Source organism: bacterium (assembly GCA_018814885.1).
In the GTDB taxonomy this organism is placed as follows: domain Bacteria; phylum Krumholzibacteriota; class Krumholzibacteriia; order LZORAL124-64-63; family LZORAL124-64-63; genus JAHIYU01.
In genome coordinates, this window is sequence record JAHIYU010000177.1 from 102097 (window position 1) to 119805 (window position 17709).

At 68.7% G+C, this 17709-nt stretch carries 10 protein-coding genes; 1 reads left to right on the forward strand and 9 read right to left on the reverse strand.

The window, feature by feature from the left end; translation table 11 throughout:
• Positions 1 to 13: 13 nt before the first annotated feature.
• From secA to KJ554_13770, 9 genes are all read right to left on the reverse strand, one after another.
• Positions 14 to 3040: a preprotein translocase subunit SecA gene (gene secA / locus KJ554_13730; GenBank protein MBU0743388.1), complete on the reverse strand. Its 3027-nt coding sequence runs from the start codon at positions 3038 to 3040 to the stop codon at positions 14 to 16.
• 21 nt (positions 3041 to 3061) lie between these two features.
• Entirely contained in the window at positions 3062 to 3742 is a 681-nt protein-coding gene (locus tag KJ554_13735; GenBank protein ID MBU0743389.1) for a hypothetical protein, read from the reverse strand.
• A 19-nt stretch (positions 3743 to 3761) separates the two neighbouring features.
• On the reverse strand, positions 3762 to 5948 hold the full coding sequence (locus KJ554_13740; GenBank protein MBU0743390.1) for a transglycosylase SLT domain-containing protein: 2187 nt from the start codon (positions 5946 to 5948) through the stop codon (positions 3762 to 3764).
• The gene (locus KJ554_13745) at positions 5945 to 8767 is read right to left on the reverse strand and encodes an immune inhibitor A (protein ID MBU0743391.1); all 2823 of its coding nucleotides are present in this window, start codon (positions 8765 to 8767) and stop codon (positions 5945 to 5947) included. Before KJ554_13745 ends, KJ554_13740 begins: the two co-directional genes overlap by 4 nt.
• Positions 8768 to 8791: 24 nt before the next feature.
• Complete coding sequence (gene guaA / locus KJ554_13750; GenBank protein MBU0743392.1) at positions 8792 to 10342, reverse strand: glutamine-hydrolyzing GMP synthase; 1551 nt, start codon at positions 10340 to 10342, stop codon at positions 8792 to 8794.
• Between the two features lie 19 nt (positions 10343 to 10361).
• On the reverse strand, positions 10362 to 11906 hold the full coding sequence (gene purH / locus KJ554_13755; GenBank protein ID MBU0743393.1) for a bifunctional phosphoribosylaminoimidazolecarboxamide formyltransferase/IMP cyclohydrolase: 1545 nt from the start codon (positions 11904 to 11906) through the stop codon (positions 10362 to 10364).
• Entirely contained in the window at positions 11885 to 12790 is a 906-nt protein-coding gene (locus tag KJ554_13760; protein MBU0743394.1) for a phosphoribosylaminoimidazolesuccinocarboxamide synthase, read from the reverse strand. The genes purH and KJ554_13760 overlap by 22 nt, the downstream gene beginning before the upstream one ends.
• Before the next feature lie 65 nt (positions 12791 to 12855).
• Positions 12856 to 15387 (reverse strand): DNA internalization-related competence protein ComEC/Rec2, encoded by a 2532-nt coding sequence (locus KJ554_13765; protein MBU0743395.1) that lies wholly within the window; start codon positions 15385 to 15387, stop codon positions 12856 to 12858.
• Positions 15318 to 16745 (reverse strand): GGDEF domain-containing protein, encoded by a 1428-nt coding sequence (locus tag KJ554_13770; protein ID MBU0743396.1) that lies wholly within the window; start codon positions 16743 to 16745, stop codon positions 15318 to 15320. Before KJ554_13770 ends, KJ554_13765 begins: the two co-directional genes overlap by 70 nt.
• A 196-nt stretch (positions 16746 to 16941) precedes the next feature.
• Here KJ554_13770 and KJ554_13775 point away from each other — a divergent pair.
• The coding region (locus KJ554_13775; protein MBU0743397.1) for a hypothetical protein at positions 16942 to 17709 on the forward strand (768 nt) is incomplete at its 3' end.

Here is a 17709-nt window from a genome sequence, read left to right on the forward strand (position 1 = left end):
GTATGGCGGATATTCAGAGGCCACAGCACTTCTTGTACTTCTTGCCGCTTCCGCATGGGCAAGGTTCGTTGCGCGACACCTTGGGCTGCTTGCGCACCGTCTGTTGCGGTCGTCCCGGCACGGGAGCCGCGGCGCCGGCGGGCGGCGGGACTCCCGGCGTCTCCCCGGCGGGAGGTTGCCCGCCGAGGTAGCCCATCTCGGCCTTCTTGGCCTCCAGCTGCTGGGTATGAGCGGCGGGCGGCTCGGGACGCTGGACGAGTTCGGCCCGCATCAACAGGCGCACGCTGTCGTGCTCGATGGTGTCCATCAGATCCTGGAACATGTGGAACGACTCCGCCTTGTATTCCACCAGCGGATCCTTCTGTGCGTAGGAACGCAGACCGATGCCGCTGCGGAGCATCACGAGCTGGTTGAGGTGGTCCTTCCAGTGCTCGTCGATGACCTGCAGCTTGACGAAACGCTCCAGCTGGCGCATCACGTCGGGAGTGAGGCGGGTCTCCTTCTCGCGGTACTTGTCGAGGGCGGCTTCCGACAGACTCTCCCGCAGCGCCGTGTGCCCGATGTGCAGGCGCTCCTCGCCGGTGATGGGCAGGGGCGTGAGGAAGAGGCTCTGGAATTCCTGCGCGAGCTCGTCGAATTCCCAGTAATCGTTGGCCTGGTTCGGATCGGCGCGTTTTTCCGCCAGGGCGTGCACGACGCTCAGGACATCCTCCTGCACCAGATCGGAAATGTCGTCGCCGAGCAGGATCTCGCGCCGCAGGGCGTAGATGACTTCGCGTTGCTTGTTGACGACGTCGTCGTATTCGATGAGGTGCTTGCGGATGCCGAAGTTGTGGCCCTCGACGCGCTGGGCGGCGCGCTCGATGGCCTTGGTGACCATCGGGTGCGTGATGACTTCGCCCTCCCCGACGCCCAGGCGGTCCATGATCTTGATCAGCTGCTCCGAGTTGAACAGCCGCATCAGGTCGTCCTCGAGCGACAGGAAGAAGACGGAAGCGCCGGGATCGCCCTGGCGGCCCGCGCGGCCGCGCAGCTGGCGGTCGATGCGACGGCTCTCGTGCCTCTCGGTGCCGATGATGTGCAGGCCGGCGGGCTCTCCCGCCACCTCCGCGGTCTCCTTGTCGTAGCCGCTGCCGGGTGGCAAGCCGAGCAGGCTGGCCATGGCGATCTTGATGTCGGTGCCGCGGCCCGCCATGTTGGTGGCGATGGTCACGGCGCCCTTGCGTCCCGCTTCGGCGACCACCTCTGCCTCGCTCTTGTGGTGCTTGGCGTTCAGGACGTTGTGGTTGATGCCGCGTCGCTTGAGCAGGCGGCTGATCAGCTCGCTGACCTCCACCGTGGTGGTTCCCACCAGCACCGGCAGCCCCAGCGCGTGCAGCCGCTCGACCTCCTCCACGATGGCGTTGTACTTCTCCTTCTTGGAGCGGAACACCACGTCTTCCTGGTCCTGGCGGCGCACGGGTTCGTTGGTGGGGATCTCCACGACCTCCAGGTCGTAGATCTGTCCGAACTCGGCCTCCTCGGTGACGGCCGTGCCTGTCATGCCGGCCAGCTTCTCGTACATGCGGAAGAAGTTCTGCAGCGTGACGGTGGCCAGCGTCTGGGTCTCCTTCTCGACCTTGACGCCCTCCTTGGCCTCCAGGGCCTGGTGCAGGCCCTCGCTGAAGCGCCGTCCCGGCATCAGGCGGCCGGTGAACTCGTCGACGATCTGGATCTTGCCGTCCATGACGACGTACTCGTCGTCCTTCTCGTACAGGGTGTAGGCGCGCAGGAGCTGGTCCACGTTGCTGATCAACTCGTTCTTGGTCGCGTAGGCCCGCTCCACCTTCTCGATGGCCTCCGTCTTCTCCGCTGCGGACAGGCTGTTGTTCTCCTGGATCTCCCCCACGTTCACGGCCAGGTCGGGCAGGACGAAGAAATCTGGTTCTTCGGCGGCCAGAATCTCGCGTCCCTGTTCGGTCAGATCGACCGAATTATGCTTCTCCTCGACGACGTAGAGCAGGGTCTCGTCCGCCTCCCACATCGCCTTGTCGCGCATGAATCCTTCCTCGGTACGGTTGATCGCATCGAGAACGCCGGGCAGCTGGGCCAGGCGACGGAAACGCTTGTTCTTCGGCGCGCCGTGTGCGACGCGCAGCAGCGCGAGGGCCGTCTCCGGATCGATCGCGACCGCGTCGCCGTCCTCGGTGGCTCCCCGGAACGTCTTCTCGACCTGGCCCAGCCACTCGTTCACCAGGCGGTTCTGCTGCCTCACGAGACGCTCGACGCGGGGGTTGAGCTCTTCGAAGCGATGCGTCGATTTGTCCACGGCGCCCGAGATGATCAGGGGCGTGCGGGCCTCGTCGATCAGGACGGAATCCACCTCGTCCACGATGGCGTAATGGAAGTCGCGCTGGACGAGATGTTCCCTGCGCACGGACATGTTGTCGCGCAGGTAGTCGAAGCCGAACTCGTTGTTGGTGCCGTAGGTGATGTCGGCGTTGTAGGCCTCCCGGCGCTCGTCCGGAGTCATGGCGTTGATGATGTAGCGCACGCTCACGCCCAGGAACTCGAGCACGCCGCCCATCCATTCCGCGTCGCGTCGCGCCAGGTAGTCGTTGACCGTGACGAGGTGGGCTCCCCGGCCGGTCAGGGAGTTCAGGTACAGCGGCATGATCGCCACCAGGGTCTTGCCCTCGCCGGTGGCCATCTCGGCGATCTTGCCCTGATGCAAGACGATCCCGCCGACGATCTGCACGTCGTAAGGCACCATGTCCCAGACGGTCTCGCGTTCCCAGACCGGCCACGCGGCCTTGCGCTCCGCCAGACGGCGACAGGCTTCACAGACCGTGCCGAAGGCCTCGGGCAGGAGGTCGTCCGTCGTCTCCCCGTCGGCGAGGCGGCGGCGGAACTCGCCGGTCTTGGCGCGCAGGGCATCGTCATCGAGGGCCGCGAGCGGTTCGCGGGCGGCCTTCACTTCATCCAGCAAGGGTCGGAGCTTCTTGAAGTCGCGCTGCGACTTCTGGCAGAACAGCTTCTCGAGGAGGTTGGCGAACACCATTTCTCGGATCACTCCCCTTGGCTAGACGAACCAGGTGGTGCAGAACTGGATGACGGCAGCCGTCGCGAGGGGCATCGTCAGGTTGTCCCAGCGTCCCGGAGTCCAGCGCTCCATCGTGGCGGACATAATACCGCCGGCCACGGTGAGCAGCAGGGAAGCGTCGCTGACCAGCGAGATGGCGAGCATCGAGGCCAGGAAACAGGCAGTCGTGCCGACCCAGGTCTTGTTTCCGCGCTTGCTCACCACGGGCGCCCGGGTGCCGGTGCCCTTCTCCAGGCCGAGTTGTTGCCGGCGGTAGGAAACGGCCTGGCCCACGATGGCCGCCGCCGAGTCGCCCCAAGATAAGCACAGGATGCCCGCGGCCGCCGGCACGGACGGGAAGAGGAAAGACGTGATCGTGGCCGCGATCATCATCACCGAGGCGCCCGACAGGGTGTAGCGCTCGTCGCGCCTGAAGATCAGCGGGAAGGTCCGGTAGAACCACAGGGCCCAGCGCTTGGTGGCCAGGCGCGCCATGTCGATGGAGATGACGAAGACCGTCGCGGCCGCCAGGCCGATCGTGCACAGATGCTCGTCGATCAACAGCACCCAGATGGCGAGGATCGACGATGAGATGTGTATGGCCTTGCGGCCCCATTCGACGCTCTCGCGCCAGGTGCGGGGCTGAGGCTGGGGAGGCCTGCGGGTCTTCGGATGGGTCATGGTCCGGTTTACCTGCCGATCAGCGCGACACAGGAGCCGATTGCTGCATGCCTTCGGCCCCACGCAGTATCCAGGCATAGATCTGACGGTCGATCAACACCTTTTCGACGTAGCGCCGGGTTTCGGGATAGCCGATCCAGGCCAGGAACACCGCCGGCGGCGCCCCTTCGCCCAGCTGGACGTCCCAGCGTTTGACGGCGGACGGTCCGGCATTGTAGGCCGCCATCATGCGGTAGGGATCGCCGTCGTAGCGGCGGATGCTTGCACCCAGCTGATCCAGACCGGCCGCGAGGGAAGCGGACAGCCTCCTCCAGACGACCTCGCCGTCGTGGTAGCCGCGTCCCGGATAGTGGAACGGCATGATCTGCAGCCAGCCCAGGGCGCCGGAGCGCGAGCGGACCGCGGGATCGAAGAGCGATTCGTTGCGCGCGACCGCCAGGACCAGCGCCGGATCGACGCCGCCCTCGCGCAGCAAGTCCTCCACGAAGGGATCCGCGGGCACAGGGTAGAGCAGGAGCAGGCTCTCGTCGGGCGAGAGGCCTGGACGCTTGAGGTTCACGACGGCCGCGAGCTGACCCCGGGCGTCGTCGATCTGCAGGGCCAGTCCGAGCAGAAGATGCTTCTCGAGATCCGAGCCCGCACGGGCCACCAGTTCGATCAGCGGCGTCTCCGACGACGGGAGGGCGCCGGCGGCGCATTGGACCATGGCGCTGGCCAGCGCCCAGTCGAGGGCCCGTTCGCGCCAGGGCGCGGCGCCCATGGCGGCGCTGACGGCTTGCCGGACCGCAGGCCCAGGCGGCGAGTTCGCTCCCTCCTCCGCGATCACCTGGTTCAAGGCGCTGACGTACGCGCGCCAGTGGGGTTCGGACCCGCCGGCATCCTCTGCCAGGCGCACCCCGAGCCGGGCCCAGGCCAGCCAGGTCCGGCACCGGGCCGCGGATTGGCCTGCGTAGACCGGCGGCGTGGACAAGGGCGCGGCGCGGCCGGCCCCGACGACATCGGCGGCGTCCCCGCTCCGGCCTCCGCTCCTGCCGGTGCTGCCCTCCGCCAGGAGCTCCCCCAGGACCGCAGAGGCGCGGTACATCCCCTTGTGCGCGGTGAGTGCGACGACGCGCTCGATCTCGAGGCGCACCCGCTCGATGACGCTGCGCTTGCCGCTGCGTTCCGCCGCCAGTTGCGCGGCCCGCAGATTCGTCACCACGCTGCCCCAGTAACCGGCCGAAGCCTGCTTGTCGGCCGCTCGGCGCAGATAACCCGCCCGATGCTCGGGGGCAATGCCCGGCAGAGCCGCCAGCTTCTCGGCCGCGTCGGCCGTATGGCCGAGCAAGCGCCAGCGGCCGCTCAACCAATGCTCCTGGAGTTGCGCATCGACAGGTGGATCCGGGTACAGGCCGAAGTGTCTTCTCAAGGATGACGTGGGCAGGACGGCGGCACCTAGAGCTGCGCGCAGCGCCGGATCGTAGGGACTGCGGTCGATGTCCCGGGACGTGAGACCCGGATCGTGCAGACGCGCCAGGAACAGGACTGTGCGGGAATCCACGGGCGCGGCGGGCAACAACGGAAGTCCCAGGTGCCTGCGGTGTCGCGACCAGACGGCCCAGCCCGAGTCGCAGTCGTAGGGTCCTAGTGCGAGCAGCTCGGGCCAGAAAACGTCTGGCCGGGCCGCGTGACCGAGACTTTCGCCCAGGGCGTTCCGGCGAAGCGACCAGACGAAACGTTCCAGGTCGTCGACGGCGCCGGCTGGCAGGACCGTCAACAGGGTGCCAATCGTGGCGAACGCGCCTTGGGGATCGCCGCCGCCGGCCTGGTCGAGCGCTCGTTTGGTCAGCACCTCTTCCCACAGCGCCGACGGCAGGCTCGCGCGGTCGTTTCGTGCCAGGCTGTCACGCTGTTCCCAGACCCGGAGCCGATCCGCCAGCCAGGCGAGCGCTTCCCCGTCGGTGGCGAAGCAGGACAGGAGCCCGGGGGCGCTCTGCAGGAATGCCCCCGGATCGGTTGCAGCCCGCCGCCAGGAGCCGCTCCACGCCTCGGACCAGTGGGCGGGCTCGAACAGGCCAGCGGGCCAGCCGTCCTCGCTCACGACGTCATCGATCGTGCGGCAACGACCCACGCGCAGATCCTCGACGAACGGGTCGACCAGCGGCGAGGCCGATGCCGCCACGGAGAACAGGACGATCGTCAGGGCCAGGGTCCGTCCAGGGCTCATCTGATCAGGGTCACCTTTCTGCTCATGGCGCGTGTGTCGTCGTAAGCGACGAGCCGCAACACATAGACGCCCGCCGGTGCCGGGCGTCCCTCGTCGTCGTGACCGTCCCAGTCCATCAGATAGGAACCGCGGGCGAGCCACCAGCCGCGTACCTCACGGCCGCGCAGATCGAAGACGCCGAGATGGCTGGCCAGCAGCTCGGTCTGCACGAGGAAACGCGTCGCCGTGCCGAAGGGATTGGGCCGGGGCGGGCCCAGGCTCAACGTCACCTCCGGCGGAGGCGTGCCGAACCGTCCCGCACGCGAGACGACCTCCCCGACATCGATACGGACCCTGGCCCGCAGCATCGTGCGCTGGTCCCGGGACGTCGGGGGCAGCACCATCTGAGCAGCCGGGATCAGCATGTCCGCCGGCGATTGGCCGTTCGGCACTCCCCCCTCCCAGACCGTCGTCCAGCCGGTTCCGTTGTCGAGGCTGGATTCGACCGTGATCCATTCCGGCGGTTCCCAGGGCCAGGACAGGGCTAGACCGCCGCGGGCCGCGTCCCAGACGGCCGCGAACGGCGACGGCGACGCCGGCACGGGAACGAGATCCAGGCGAGAGACGAGCCAGCCGCGCCCGCGCCAGAGCGAAGGGTCGCTCGTCAGCCGCAGGCGCAGCCGCGTCCAACCGGTGGCCTCGGCGGGCAGGGGAAAGAGGTCAACGCGCCACAAGGGCGCGGCGCCGTCCGTAAGTTCCCCGCCGCCGATGAAGGCGGGCTGCCCGTGCAGGGGGTTGTCCGCGGCGCCGTCCACGGCACCATCGTAACCGCCGAACGGCGTCAGCGTCCGGTACGAACCGTCGTCGGTCCGCGCGGTCACCTGGGCGCCGTCGATTCCGCGTCCGGGTTCCCAGGCATGTGCGTCCAGCGCGTGGACGAGGCGCAGGACGCCGGAGCCTGTCGCGAACGGCGGCGATTGGAGCCGGGCGTCGGAATCGTTCCCGTAGACGACGTCCGGCCACGACGTGCCGTCCGTGTAGGCTTCGCCGGTGCAGGCGAGCACGGGCGTGCCGGGCAGGCCGACCGCGGCGCCGGTGGTCCAGCGGTGCCAGGAGGTGCCGTCGATGTCTGGCGAGACGTCCAGCCAGTCCCCCGGCCAGGTCGCCGCGAAGTCCAGGGGCGCGGCGGACTGGCGCCACAGCCAGGTCCGCGTCACGAGGTCGAGCGAGGCGCCGTCGCGACCGAGCCCGATCAAGAAGGTGGAGGTCGCACCGTCGGGCGGCGGGCCGTCGGGCAGCCAGACGATCGGTTCGGCCAGGGTCCACACGCCCTCGCCGGCCGGCAGCAGGTCGCGTTGCACCTGGTCCGTGCCGGGGGAGAAGGTCCCCCAGTCCGAAAGCCCCGTGAGGTGGGTCACGACGATCGAGAGCGATGCGTCGCCCTGGTCGGGGCCCAGCACGGTGATGCCGATGAGCGAATCGCCTCCGGCCACTTCCGGCATCAACAGCACGCGCAGCCCGTGGCCGGGCAAGTCGTACGTCACCGCCACGCTGTCCTCGAGCAGGGAGAAGACGCAGTCGATGCCGCTGGGGCCGTGATAGCCGTTGCTGGAGGGCACGGATTCATCGTTCCAGGCGAAGGTGCCGTCGGCGCCCGGAAACATGTCCTCGGCCGCGCCGAGCGAGAGTCCGTTCGCCAGGTCCGCGTCGCCGTCGGCTTCTACCAGGCGGACGCGCAGATGGGGCTTCGCGCCGCCGGAGTCGGCATCGTCCCGAACCGATCCGTCCACGTGGTAGACCAGCAGACGGGGGGAGGTCAGCAGAGCGTCGAAGGGCGCGTCGCCGTAACCGCCCCGCACCTCCAGCAGGAAGTACTCGCCGGGGACCGTGTCCCCCACCGGAAGCTTGAGGACATCGTGGGTGCCGAGCGTCACGGTTCCGTGGCTGCCCCGGCCGGGTTCCGCGACCTCGACCCAGCCCAGTTGCGCGGCGCTGTAGGCGTCGAGCAACGCCGCCCCGCTGCCGTCGCCGCGTCCCCAGGCACCCGCGGCCATGAGGCTGAAGACGCCCAGACCGCCGCGGCTGACGGAGCTGTCGGCCCCGGGCGACAGGGACAGGTCGTAACGGTCCTCCAGACCCAGCAGGTGCGCCGTCTCGTGGACCCAGACGCCGAGGCCGCTGCGCAGGCTGGCCACGGCGTAGTGCTGCGCGCCCACGCCGTCCTGCAGGTAGGGCTCCTCCAGGAAGTATTGCAAGGGGATCACGTACCCGCCCACCGGGTCGTTCTCCCTCCCGGGCGCCGCGTGCAGGATGAGAACGCCGTCTAGGAAACCGTCGCCGTCCGCGTCCGCCGCTGCGAAAGGTACGCCCGCGGCGTCGGCGCCCCGGATGGCCTCGCCTGCCAGCGCGCGGGTGCGCGCGTATCCGAACGGGTTGAAGAGGTCCGAATAATCGACGGCATCGCCGGTCAGGTGCACCAACGGCGCCAGGATGATGCGCAGCCAGCCTTCAGACCGGCTGGCTGCGGTGAAGTACCGCTCCAGCGTTTCCCCGTCGAGCCCGGCGAGACGCGGTGCGAGTTCGACTGCGGGATGCCAGTTCGGGACGAGGCGGAAGTCGGCGAAATCGACGGGGATCACCAGCAGTCCGCAGGAGAACGGGGTCTTTTGCTCGCCGACGCTCGCGGCCCTGAAGGCGGCGCGTCGCTCCGTGCGCCACCGGGACAGCTCGGTATCACCGCCCGGGGCCGGATCGGCCCCGCTCGCGCAGGGCCCGCGTAAGCATGCGACCGTCCCCAGCAGGACGGCCGCCGCGTACGATCTCGGGAACCTGCGTTTCACGGCGCTCATCATGGACCGTGTGGCTCACTCCCATTCGATGGTGCTGGGCGGCTTGCTGCTGATGTCGTAGACCACGCGGTTGATGCCGGGCACCTCGTTGATGATGCGGTTGCTCACGCGCGCCAGCACCGCGTCCGGAATGCGGGCCCAGTCCGCCGTCATGCCGTCCCGGCTGGTGACGGCGCGCAGGGCCACCACCGCCTCGTAGGTGCGCTGGTCGCCCATGACCCCGACGGTCCGGATGGGCAGCAGCACGGCGCCCGCCTGCCAGATCCGCTCGTACTCGCCGCTCGCGCGCAGCTCCTGGATGAATATATGGTCGGCCTGCTGCAGGAGTCTAACCCCGTCGCGGGTAACCTCCCCCAGGATCCGCACGCCAAGCCCCGGGCCGGGGAAGGGATGGCGCATCAGCAGGGCGTCGGGAATGCCCAGGCTGCGCCCGACGCGCCGGACTTCGTCCTTGAAGAGCTCGCCGAGGGGCTCGATGAGTTCGAAGCCCAGCTCCTCCGGCAGGCCGCCCACGTTGTGGTGGGTCTTGATGACGTGGGAGGGTCCGTTCACGGAGACGGACTCGATGCGGTCCGGGTAGAGGGTCCCCTGGGCCAGGAACGCGAAGGGGCCGAGGTCCGCGGTCGCGGACCTGAAGACCTCGATGAAGGTGTTGCCGATGATCCTGCGCTTGAGTTCGGGCTCGATCACGCCGCGCAACCCGTTCAGGAAGGCGTTGCGGGCGTCGATGCGCAGGACCGGGCGGTGCAGGAAGGCGTTGAGCGTGCGCTCGACCTCGCTGGCCTCGCCGAGCCTGAGCAGGCCGTTGTCCACGAAAACGGTGTGCAGACGATCTCCGATCGCCTGGTCGATCAGGGTGGCGGCGACGGTGGAATCGACGCCGCCCGAGACGCCGCACAGGACCCTGCGGTCGCCGACGCGCTCGCGGATCTCCGCCACCGCGGTCTCCGCGAAGGTGTCGGCCGACCATGCGGTGTCGATGGCGCAGATGTCGCGACAGAAGTTGCGCAGGATCTGCAGGCCGTGTTCGGTGTGGACCACCTCGGGGTGGAACTGCACGCAATAGAAGCCGCGGCCTTCGTCGCCGGCGGCGGCGAAAGGTATCGAGCCGGAGCTGGCGAGTGCCGTGAAACCAGCGGGCAAGGCGCCGACACGGTCGCCGTGGCTCATCCAGACGCCCTGTCGGTCGGGCGTGTCGGCGAAGAGGCGGCTGCGGGCTCCGCGCTCGATGGTCGCGGGTCCGTACTCCCGGTTCGCCGAGGCCTCGATCTTGCCGCCGAGCGTGCGGCACATGAGCTGCATGCCGTAGCAGATGCCGAGCAGCGGCTTGCCCTCCGCGAAGAGCTCGCCACCTATGTCGGGCGCGCCGTCCTCGGTGACCGAGGAGGGACCACCCGAGAGAACGACGCCTCTGATCTCGTCGCGTCCGAGCAGCTCCCGGTAGCGGTGGTACGGGTATATCTCGGAGAACACGCCGACCTCGCGCAGGCGTCGCGCGATGAGCTGGGTGTACTGGGAGCCGAAATCGAGGACCGCCACCTCTGGCTGGGGCCGCTTATGGTTCATGGTCGAGATCCTGTCCCGCTCAATGGCGGAAATGTCTGCGGTTCGTGTGTATCAGGGTTACGCCGAGGCGCTCGGCGGCCGCGATGACCTCCTCGTCCCGGATCGAGCCGCCCGGCGCGATGACGCCGGCCACGCCGGCCGCATGCAGGTGCTCGATGCTGTCGGCGAAGGGGAAGAAGGCATCGGAGGCGCAAACGCAGCCGCGCAGCTCGAGTTCCTGGTCGCCCGCCTTGCGGATGGCGAGGCGGGTCGAATCGACCCGGCTCATCTGTCCCGCGCCGATGCCGAGGGTGCCCTCGTGGTCGCCGAGCACGATGGCGTTGCTCTTGACGTGCTTGCAGACGCGCCAGTTCAGCGACAGGGCGTCGCGCCGGTGCTCATCCGGCGCGGGCCCGGCGACGTGTCGCCACTCCCGCAGTTCCGGGAAGCCCTCGTCCTCCTCCTGATGGAGCTGCACCTGTCCGAAGGCACGCCCCTGGCCACGCGTCGCCGCCGTGAAGATATCGAGATCGCAGGTGAGCACGCGCAGGTTCTTCTTCTTCTGCAGGGCGGCCAATGCGCCGGAGGTGAAGGATGGCGCCAGCACGACCTCGCAGAAACGCCTGCGCAGGATCTCCGCCGCATCGTCGTCGACTTCGCTGGTGAAGGCGAAGACGCCGCCGAAGGCGGATTCGGGATCGCAACGCAGGGCGCGCTGCAGGGCGAGGGCCGGCGAGGGACCGGCACCCACGCCGCAGGGATTGGTGTGCTTGACGGCGGCGCAGCAGACGCCCTCGAGATCGCCGATCAGCTTGGCCGCCGCGATCACGTCGACCAGGTTGTTGTAGGAGAGCGTCTTGCCGTTGCACTGGCGCATGCCGAGACCCGCGAGCGGATCGTCGGGATCGTCGCCAGGGAGGAAGAGTTCCGCCTGCTGGTGGGGATTCTCGCCGTAGCGCAGCTGCACGCCCAGGTGGCCTTCGTGGATGTCGCCGGCGAAGTAGTCGGCGATCTGGGCGTCGTAGTCCGTGACCAGGGCGAAGGTTTCCGCGGCCATGCGGCGCCGGAATTCCGCGTCGGGGAAACCGTCGCCGGCGCGGCAGGCGAGGATGAACGCCTCGTAGTCCGCAGGATCGCAGAGCGCGCAGACCCGGGCGTGGTTCTTGGCGGCGGCGCGCAGCAGAGACGGTCCGCCGATGTCGATCTTCTCGATGACGTCCACGTGGTCCGCGCCCGAGGCCACCGCCGACGCGAAGTCGTAGAGGTTGCACACCACCACGTCGATGGGTGCGACACCCGATTCGGCCACAGCTGCGAAGTCCGACTCGGAGGCACCCAGGATGCCGCCGAAGATCCTGGGGTGCAGCGTCTTGACCCTCCCGCCGAAGATCTCCGGAAAGCCGGTCACGTCGCTGACACCGGTCACGGGGAAACCGTGGTCGCGCAGGTAGGCTGCGGTCCCACCACTGGCAAGGAATTCGTAGCCGAGCGCCTGGAGGGCAACGGCCAGGTCCGAGAGGCCGGTCTTGTCCGTCACGCTGAAAAGAACGCGCCGCGGGCGCTTCATTTCAGGATCGCGTGCCATCTGCGGGCCTCCGCGGCGAAGAGGATGTCGAGCACTTCCAGGTAGCGCCGGGAGGTACGCTCGAGGATCTCTTCCGGCAGCACGGGCGGCGGGGCTTCCCGGTTCCAGTCGAGGGTGTCCAGGTGGTTGCGCAGGATCTGCTTGTCCCAGCTCGACGGTTCCTCCCCCGGCACGTGCTCGCTGGCGGGCCAGAAGCGGCTGGAGTCCGGCGTGAGCACCTCGTCGATGAGCGTGACCTGTCCGTCGATGGTGCCGAATTCGAACTTGGTGTCGGCGATCAGCACGCCGCCAGCCTTGCCGTAGGCGGCGGCGCGCGTGTAGAGATCCAGGGTCAGGGACGCGAGCTCGGCCGTCGGCTCGGCGCCGATCAGCGCGCTCATGCGGTCCAGGACGATGTTCTCGTCGTGACCGGTCGCGGCCTTGGTCGATGGCGTGAACAGGGGTCGGGGCAGCTGTTGCGACTTGAGGAGGCCCGCCGGCAGCGCGTGGCCGCAGATCGTACCGTCGCGCTGGTAGGAGCGCCAGCCCGAGCCGGTGATGTAGCCCCGGGCGATGCACTCCACCGGGAAGGGCTCCGCCTTGCGGACCAGCATCGCGCGCCCGGCCAGTTCCGCCCGCAGTTCGCGAAAGGGCGCCGGAAACAGATCCGCCTCCGCCGTGACCAGGTGATTGGGAATCTCGTTGAAGTAATCCAGCCAAGCCAATGTCATCACGGTAAGTACGCAACCCCGGCCGGGGATGCCCTGGTTCATCACGACATCGTAGGCCGAGATGCGGTCGGTCGCGACGATCAACAACTCGTCGCCGAGATCGAATATCTCGCGGACCTTGCCCGTGCGGTCCGGCTGCAAGCCGAGATCGACCGTGCTGCGCAACGACTGCATCTTTCTCCCTCGTTGCTGGCGTAGGATTCTAACCGGGGTCGTGAATCGGGCGAGACGCGGGCATGTTACGTGCCTGTTCCCCGGGTGTCAAGGCGAGGGGGTCGGCGATCGACGCCGGTCCGTATGCGCGGCGGTCCGCCGTCTCGCCAGCGGATGATGATGGTGCCGTCGAGATCCGTGCGCAGGCCGCGCAGGGTGTCGCCGCCGGCCGTGAATGGTCCATGGCTCGGATGCCGATGCCGGTTCTCCAGGCCGCAGCTGATCAGGACCGTTGCGGGTCGGAAGGCGTCGAGGAACGCTGGCGTGCTGGAGGTGCGGCTGCCGTGGTGACCCGCCTTGAGCACGTCGATCGGGGCCGACGGCGTCAAGGGCGCAGCGGCCAGCAGCGTGCGCTCTCCCGCCCGCTCGAGGTCGCCCGTCCACAGGCCCCGCACGCCGCCGCGCCAGCACAGCGCCACGGCCAGGGAGCGGTCGTTCTCCTCCAGCTCCTGCGCGTCCGGACCGGCGGTGGCGATGCAAACCAGGGCCCAATCCCCCACGTGATACAGGGTGTCCCCGGGGACTGGATGCGAAACACGATCCCGCGCGACAGGCGCCGGTGCCGTCGTCCTGCCGCCGAGCCACCAGGCCTTCACGTCCATGGCCGCGTGCAGTTGATCGCACGCACCGTCGTGATCGGCATGGTGGTGGGTGAGCACGGCGCCGGCGAGGCTGTCTATGCCTTCACGGCGGAGCCAGGGGCGGACGTCGCGCAGGAATGGCCCCGTGTCCCGCCAGGCCTCCCCCGTGTCGACCAGCACGGCGCTGCGGTCCGGGAAGACGAGCGCCGCGCAGTCCCCCTGTCCCACGTCGAACTGGATGGCTGTCATCTCCCCGTCGCAGAGGGTCCGGCCGCAGAAGGGTATCGCTAGCAGACAGGTGGCGGCCAGCGCTCCCGCCAGACGCGTTCGGCGCTGCCGGCCTGAGAGTAGCAGCCCCAGACCCGCGAGGCCGGCGACGTACAGGACGGCCGCCCGGTGGTCCCAGGCCGGCAGACCGAGCCTGGCCTCGGCCAGGGAAGATGATCCGACCGTCCCGGCGGAGAGAAGCCGCAGCATCAACCAGGACACGGCGGAAAGGGCGCCGGCGAGCCAGGCCACCGGGGACAGCAGGATGGCGCCGGCGGCCAGCCACACGGCGCCTCCGAACAGTGGCACCGCGGCGAGATTGAAGGATGTGGCCATGGGGTGCAGCCAGCCGAAGCTGCGCGCCGTTTCCGGCAGCGCGCCGAGCTGGGCCCCCAGGCTGACGGCCAATGCGTTGCCAAGCCAGTGCCTGATTCGCCGGCCGCGGTCGAGCCGGGGCGTCACGACACGCAGCATGACGACGATGCCCGCGGCGGCGCCGAGCGATAGACGCAAGCCCGCGTCCGACAACGCCGGCGGCGCGAAAACCGCCCACGCCCAGACCAGCAGACCCAGCGTGCGCAGGCCGTCGTGCCGTCGACCCGCCCAGTTGGACAGAGCTGCCGTGATCAGCAAGGCGGCCGCGCGCAGAGCCGACCCGGGCATGCCTACCAGGAGCACGTATCCGGCCAGGAAGAGGGTCAAACTCACGAAACGCCCCCGGAATCCGGCGCGCATGAACCGCAACAGGAGCAGGAGTATGCCGGCGACGAGGCCCACGTGCAGACCGCTGACGGCGAAGAGATGCCCCAGCCCCAGCACGGCGTACGAGCTTCGCAACAGCCGCATCTCGTCGCAGCGTTCCCCCAGCAGAACCGACCGGAGCAGCAGGGACTCGTCCGGAGGGAACAGCCGGTCGAGGCGTCCGATGACGGCTTGCCGCAGGGGGGCGAGCAGTGTGGCGCTCGCGTGAGTGAGCGGATCGACACCGGTCACGACGGAAGCGGGATGGATCAGACGCCCCTCCCAGGCCAGGCCCCTGCCACGCAGGAAACGGAAGGAAGAGAAGGACCCGGGCACCGCGGCACGACGGGGGACGTGGCACGCAAGGTCGCCGAGGACGAGCTGCCACATGTGCGGCGGCGGTCCCTCGCCCGAGACCATCACGCCGTCGCCGACCCGCGGCCCGACGACGCCGGCGTCGGAGCCGAAATCCCCGGCGGCGACCAGCATCGCCGGCGCGCGCCACTGCGTGCCCGACACGCGCGGCCAGGCCGTGATGCGCAGACAGGTTCCGGTGCGCCACATACGACGGCGCGACGGCGCCCAGGGGTCCTCACACACGATGCCCTGGGATACGGCGCGCGCGTCGCGCGCCCGGCTGCCGGCACACCAGCCCAGCGCCGCGGTGGCGGAGGCCGCGGCGAGCAGGGCGGCGGGGTGGGAAGACGCGGCAGCGACGAGTGGCGCCAGGCACGCCAGGCGGATCGCGTCGTCGCCGGAGATGTCCAGCCCGCAGGCGGTGCGCGCATCCCGATCGCTCCACTCGCCGGCCGACAGGGAGGCCAGCAGCACGGCGGACCAGGCCACGGGCCAGGGCAGGGCGCGGGCCCTCGCGCAGCAACTGAGGATCTTTCGGCGGATCAGTCCGAGGGCGCGCTGTAGCGCGGCAACGTGAGGATGGGCTCGCCGTCGGGATTCCAGAAGTGGCACCTGTTGCGTCCCCGCTGCTTCGAGAGGTACAGCATCCTGTCCGCGTTCCGGTAGAGCTCGTCCGGCGAGTCGCCGGCCCCGGGATACGTCACGCCGCCGAAGGAGATGGTGACGCGCAGCGGTTCGGTGGCGCCGGGATCCGACAACCTGAGATTGGCGATGCGGACCTGTATACGGGTGACGATGTCGCGGGCGGCCTCGAGGTCCGTATCGGGCAGGACCAAGGCGAATTCCTCGCCGCCGATGCGACAGACGAGATCTATCCGTCGCAGCCCCTGCAGCAACTCGCGGGCCACTGACTTGAGCACGCGGTCGCCGGCCGGATGGCCGTAGCGGTCGTTGACGTCCTTGAAGTGGTCGATGTCCCCGAGCAGCAGGACCAGCTGTGCTTTGCGACGGTGTGCGCGTTCCATCTCGAGGGCGAACTGCTCGTTGAAAAAAGCGCGGTTGTGGACGCCAGTGAGAGTGTCGGTGTGAACCAGCCGGCTCATCAGACGGCTCTGACGCCATCCGTTGGTAACGAAGCGGGAGATGCGGAATGCCAGGTTGATCAAGGCTTCACGTTCGATCGGCACGGTGTGTATCACGTAGAGGAGCCCCACTTCCGTGATCTTCCCGCCGGCCTCGGGCGGCAGTTCCTCGGCCGGTGGGTAGAGGGGCACGGCGACGCCCGCCGCGAAAACGTCCGGCTCGCCGTCGTCCCCGACGCGGCCGCGCAATGCCGGCGGCAACTCGTTCCGCGACTGTATCCAGACCGCCTCTCCCTCGAGCCGAGTCAAAACCCAGAAGGGCCGCTCTTCCCGCGGACAGGTGTCGATGTTCGCCAGGGGTTCGGGAACATCCGCCGGCCTGAAGAGTTCGATGTGGAGCTCGGCGCGCGGGAAGGTCGGCTTCAGCAGGTTCACCACATCCTGGAGGATGCCGGCGAAACCGTTGCCCGTCGTACGGGCGACTGTCAGGTCCTGTGCCCGCTCCATAGCGTTGAGTAGACGTTCGTGCAGGTCCGTGTCGAGCGTCCGCAGGGGATCCGGACCGGGAAGGCGATCGACCGCAGGAGCGACGGCCTCGACAGCAGTGTCGTCGGGCGCGTCTACGCGCGTATGCTCCGCCGCATAGAGCGGGGAAAGATCCAGCAGGATAGCATGGTCGCGCAGCGCGTAATACCGGGAACCGCCCTCATCCCCGTCGCCGACCATCACCCGGACCAGATCGCCGCGACGGATCAAGCCGGCGACCAGAGAGCGACCATTCTTGAGCAGGGCGTCCGCGTCGTTCGTGGCCAGCGCCACGCGCAAGGTGTGCCGCAACGGCGCGGCGACCTGCGCGATGGATAGGAGGTGCTGGATGAGCGCTCTCAAAACGGTGTCCGGCTCCCTGCAGATGTCACCTTGACGCCCGTGCGTCGCACGTATATTGGTACGGGTCAGGCATGTGAGCACGTACATAATTGTGACACATTATGCGCTAACTTGCAATATTGGTAGTCTTCTGCATCTCGACTGGGCCGGTCATCCGGACGCGTCACGGTACCTTCGGCAGTACGGGAGAACTTGGATGACGACCCTCAGCGACCACGGACCGTGCCTCTCTCGCTCCATCGCCGCGCTCGCGCTCGGTCTGCTCTGTCTCGGTGGCTGTGCGCACAGGTTGACGTCGCCCCCCCTCCCGGACAGTGCCGGCCCCGGGGATCAGGTGTCGTCGCCTGCATACGCGACGACGAACACGCCTGTCGTCGCAGAGGCTCCCCCCGCGCGACCTCCCGAGGGCGCAGCCACCGCCTCTTTGCGCAACGTCCTGGAGGAGCGCCCCGATCTCGCCCAGCTCGACCTGATCTACCGTCAGGCCCTGGAGCTCCTCTCCCGGGTCCACTACGAGGCGGCCGAGGATCTGCTCTTCGTCCTCAAGGAGGAGGCCGTGGCGATGGTACCCGCCGATCGCGACAGCGTGTCGCGGCGCTTCCTCGCCAGCCTGGACAGGCGTGTCACCTTGCTGGCGGGCGTGCTCGCCGAGGACCGCCTCCTGAGCCTGTCCGTCGCGGAAGACGATTCCCTCCTGGCGGTCGCCTACGACAATCTGCGGGGGCTGTCCTTCCCGGACTCCCTGATCCCCGTGGCGGGTGCGCAGCGCGGTGGCATCCAGAGCGATCTGCTCGGCGTGGACAACGATGCGGTGCGCCAGTGGATGGACTATTTCACGGGAGACGGGCGCGCCAGCCTCCAGAAGTGGCTGGACCGCAAGGCGGCCGTGGATTCCCTGATCTATCGCCACCTCGACGAGGCCGGTTTGCCGCGGGAGCTGATCTACCTGGCGGCCATCGAGAGC